Here is a 3,657-nt window from a genome sequence, read left to right as displayed (position 1 = left end):
AATCAGTCTTCTCTAAATTAAATCCTGTTTTTTTATTAATCATAGGTTCTTTAGATTTTAGTTCAACATCTTGTTCTTTTGCATTTTCAACTAATTTTCTAATATTCTTATTTATTATTTCTACATCTGCTGTTGTATCGTAATCTGGATACTCAATATCTATAAATTCAACTCTTTCCTTATCTATTTTAAATCCCTTCCCTTCTTAATATTTGTTCCCAAGTAAATTGCTTATAATAACCCCATGTATTTTGTAGTAAGTTACCCCAAGTTCTATATCTAAATATATATTCTACAGGTAAATGTGCTGGTTTCGCTTCTTCTACCGCTCCTTTTAGAGTAGCTATATCTCTTGGAATTCCTACTATTGAAATAAATATTATCTTTATACAAGCATTTGTAAATAACACTGCTACTTCACCATTTCTCCATGAATTAGCTATTATTTGAAGCAGTTTTAAATCACACTTACCTGAAGTTTTCCATCTTGCTTCTAACTCTTCTCTTTTCCCTTCTAAAGTATTACTCATAGTATTATATGCAAGTTGCTCTTCTAAAATAGCTATTCCTAAAGCTGACATAGTATCAAACCAAAATTCCTTCTCTAATCCTTCAGCTTTTTTTTCATAGTTATCCAATCTCTCTCCAGCTACTCCTAATAAGTTATTTATATAAGAATCACTTCTAAATATTTTATGTAAATTATTTACTATTTGTACTTTATGAGACACTTAAGTTCACACTCCCCAATACAGCTACTTCTTTTTCTTCTGTTTTTATATTTTCTTGATTACCATTTATAGTAAACGTTGTCCATTCTTGAACTCCATCAATATTTAATATCCAACTTGACAAAAGAGCATATGATACACTATTTTTTTTGAATGCAATACTTTTCAAATATTTTTTTATTTCATCTTCAATCAAAGGTTTTATCAAATCTAGTTCATACCCTTTTTCTAAAATTAATTCACATTCTATATTGATAGTCTTAGCTGTAGCTGTATTAACTGTACAATATGCTCCTATAGGAGCTGCTCCAGAGCCTGTTCCCCAAGTTCTATCATTTGTACCTTTAGGGTCTATATATTCCTGCACTCTGTTTATTAGCTCTTGATTTGCTACAACTTTATTATCATCTATTATTACTATTTGAACAGTATTATTTCCATTCCACAAAGGAAAAACTCTTACATCTCCCACACCTACAACTTCTCTTCCCCACTGCATATAATGGTAAACATTCCCACTTGTTGAAGGTTTTTGAATTTCAATCAAGTATCTTTCTCTTAATGAATCATCAGTTTCTTCATCATATCCATCTATCAATTGAGCTTTATTTGTAACTTTTTCAATTCCTTGAATTGTTACTGGAATAAAAACAATTGAATTAGCTCCTACATTTCCAGTACTTCCTGGTTCAATCGCTTCTATATTTACAATACCTACTTTATCTATAGCAACTTCTTCAGTTGTTTTATATCTATTTCCTGATGCTGTTTCAAATACATCTCCAATTTTAATAGTTCCTGTTCCTTCAACTGTTAAAACTCCTTTAGCTGGATTTGCACTTTTCCTATGAAGTCCTTTTCTCTGTTCAACAAATTTAGTAAGCTCATTCTCAATTAAATTATAAATATCTAATTTTTTATAATATTCTTCTAATTTCTTTTCAAATTTATGAGACTCTATAGCATATGTTCTTATCATATCTCTTGTAAAAGTTCCAATATCTTTTACGTAATCATCAGATATATTATTTAACATCTCCTCTTCTATCTCATCTATTGTAGGAACTTTATATTCTATCACTCTATACTCACCTCACTTGTAAGAGTTTCACCACTTTTTAATTTCACTGTGACCTCTATATTTAGGCTATTAAATTGTACTCTTGAAGCTATATCTATTATTTCTTGAACTTCTTTTTTATTCATAATTTTTTCTTTAATTTCACGCTCTAATTCCATTACTCCAAATGGTGTATTAAATATATTATGACCTCTTAAATTGTATAAATCAGTCATACCAAATTCTGTATCTTCATATACTTTGTATTTATTTACTTGAGTTGATATCAGAAGTTGAATCCATTGACGAACTTGCTCAACTTCAGTCGCTTCTTTTGTTTTTCCATCAACTATAACAATCTTTTTAGCTTTAAAATCAAATAAAATCTCTTTTTTTCCATTCTTTTTTTTTTCTTCTTTCACATCTAAAACTTCATTAAATACAGGAAAAATACTCATTCTTTTACCTTCCTATACTTAGAATCAATAAACCACTTCTGCCCTTTTTCTGTTGGAATTACCTTTACATAATCTCCAATTATAAGTGTATCTGTATTTATAATTGTTCCTATAGCTTTATACTTTCCTTTTCCCTCTATTGTTCCATGACTATGCTTATGAGGACCTGGTCCTGCATCTATATTACTTGATGTGGTTTGTATAGCTATTTCTGTTATCTCTCCATCTATATCAAAGTTTCTTGTATAGTCATCATACAACCTGTCATTCATATATAATTGATGTGGATATAAAATAACTTGTCCATCCCAAATACTTATAGTTGTCTCTGGTGGTGCTTTGATGACTTGTCCGATGCAAGCTTCAAATTCAATCTCTTTATTTTCATTTACTTTAAACATTTTGGCTAACATTAACTGATAATTCATCAATCCACCTCTAGCTCTAAACTACAAATATGATTCCCCTTTGGAAATGTATGAGTACAACTTTTTATTAAAAACTCCTCTTTTATTCCAAATTCTTTAATCTCAACATCTAAAAGTCTTCCAGCCTTCAATTCATCATTTCCTAAAACACTTAAACTTGAAGTGGTTAAAACTTTATTTAGTTCTTTTAATTTTGTATTAGCTATATTTCTAACTTTTGAAATGTCATCTTTATTAGGATCAACTTCTATTATCTCTTGAAGCATTCCATATTTTTTTACACTATTTTTGTCTTCAGCCTTTGCATAAATACTCTCATCTTCTGAATCATTTGAAACTACCAATACAATATTTTTCATATCTGTTATACTTTCTGTTAAAGTTGGCATTCCAAAAATATTTTTAGTCACTTGAACTTTTATTTTTTTATATGGAACCAGACTAAATGTTGTATCTTCAATCTCCAAAAGATATTTTTTGCCTGTTTCTTCATTTACAATTTTTAAAATATCATCTATTATTTCTGCTACAGTATTATTTTTATATATTTTATCAATTGAAGTTGCTATGCTTGTTATAGTCCCTACTTTAGCTCCTACGCTCTTTAATAAGTTTTCTATACAAGCTGATGCATTCAAATTCTTAAACTGCTTTATAAGCTTATTCTTATTTAAGTAAAAATAAAAATCAAAACACTTTATCTCTTTTGAAAATTTAAGAGTATCTATATCTATAATCATTCCTGTAAATAAATTTTTTGTATTTTCAAATTTAATAATATCTCCAGTTTTTATTATTTCTGTTAATTTATAATTTTTATCTTTAAAGCTTCTTGGAATACTGAACTCAAACATTGCTCCCAACGCATCTACACTTGTATTAAAATTTATGTTCCCAACCATATTTGTTATATCTGTAATTTTATCTTCTTGAATCAATTTTAATTTATGCACTACTTCCTCCAATCTTATTAGGATCTA

Annotated in this window: 5 protein-coding genes; all 5 read right to left on the bottom strand. The window is 28.3% G+C overall.

Annotated features, from left to right (window positions below; genetic code table 11):
- Positions 1 to 188: 188 nt before the first annotated feature.
- Genes ACRC03_RS14015 through ACRC03_RS13995 form a run of 5 tightly spaced genes read right to left on the bottom strand, consistent with a single transcriptional unit; the run spans position 189 to position 3,630 of the window.
- Positions 189 to 731: a hypothetical protein gene (locus ACRC03_RS14015; RefSeq protein WP_438653204.1), complete on the bottom strand. Its 543-nt coding sequence runs from the start codon at positions 729 to 731 to the stop codon at positions 189 to 191.
- A complete protein-coding gene (locus ACRC03_RS14010; RefSeq protein ID WP_438653203.1) occupies positions 721 to 1,812 on the bottom strand; it encodes a baseplate J/gp47 family protein in 1,092 nt (363 codons plus the stop codon). The genes ACRC03_RS14015 and ACRC03_RS14010 overlap by 11 nt, the downstream gene beginning before the upstream one ends.
- On the bottom strand, positions 1,809 to 2,249 hold the full coding sequence (locus ACRC03_RS14005) for a DUF2634 domain-containing protein (protein WP_438653202.1): 441 nt from the start codon (positions 2,247 to 2,249) through the stop codon (positions 1,809 to 1,811). Before ACRC03_RS14005 ends, ACRC03_RS14010 begins: the two co-directional genes overlap by 4 nt.
- Entirely contained in the window at positions 2,246 to 2,677 is a 432-nt protein-coding gene (locus ACRC03_RS14000; RefSeq protein WP_438582830.1) for a DUF2577 family protein, read from the bottom strand. The genes ACRC03_RS14005 and ACRC03_RS14000 overlap by 4 nt, the downstream gene beginning before the upstream one ends.
- Positions 2,677 to 3,630, bottom strand: coding sequence for an XkdQ/YqbQ family protein (locus ACRC03_RS13995; protein ID WP_438653201.1), 954 nt, complete (start codon positions 3,628 to 3,630; stop codon positions 2,677 to 2,679). The genes ACRC03_RS14000 and ACRC03_RS13995 overlap by 1 nt, the downstream gene beginning before the upstream one ends.
- Between the last annotated feature and the right edge of the window lie 27 nt (positions 3,631 to 3,657).

This window comes from Romboutsia sp. (assembly GCF_051659545.1).
In the GTDB taxonomy this organism is placed as follows: domain Bacteria; phylum Bacillota; class Clostridia; order Peptostreptococcales; family Peptostreptococcaceae; genus JBOFOR01.
This window is presented reverse-complemented; position numbering and strand designations above follow the sequence as displayed.

Bases quoted from the DNA above. Each gene is read 5' to 3' on its own strand.
- ACRC03_RS14005 (WP_438653202.1), bottom strand. From the start codon at position 2,249: ATGAGTATTTTTCCTGTATTTAATGAAGTTTTAGATGTGAAAGAAGAA.
- ACRC03_RS14000 (WP_438582830.1), bottom strand. From the start codon at position 2,677: ATGAATTATCAGTTAATGTTAGCCAAAATGTTTAAAGTAAATGAAAAT.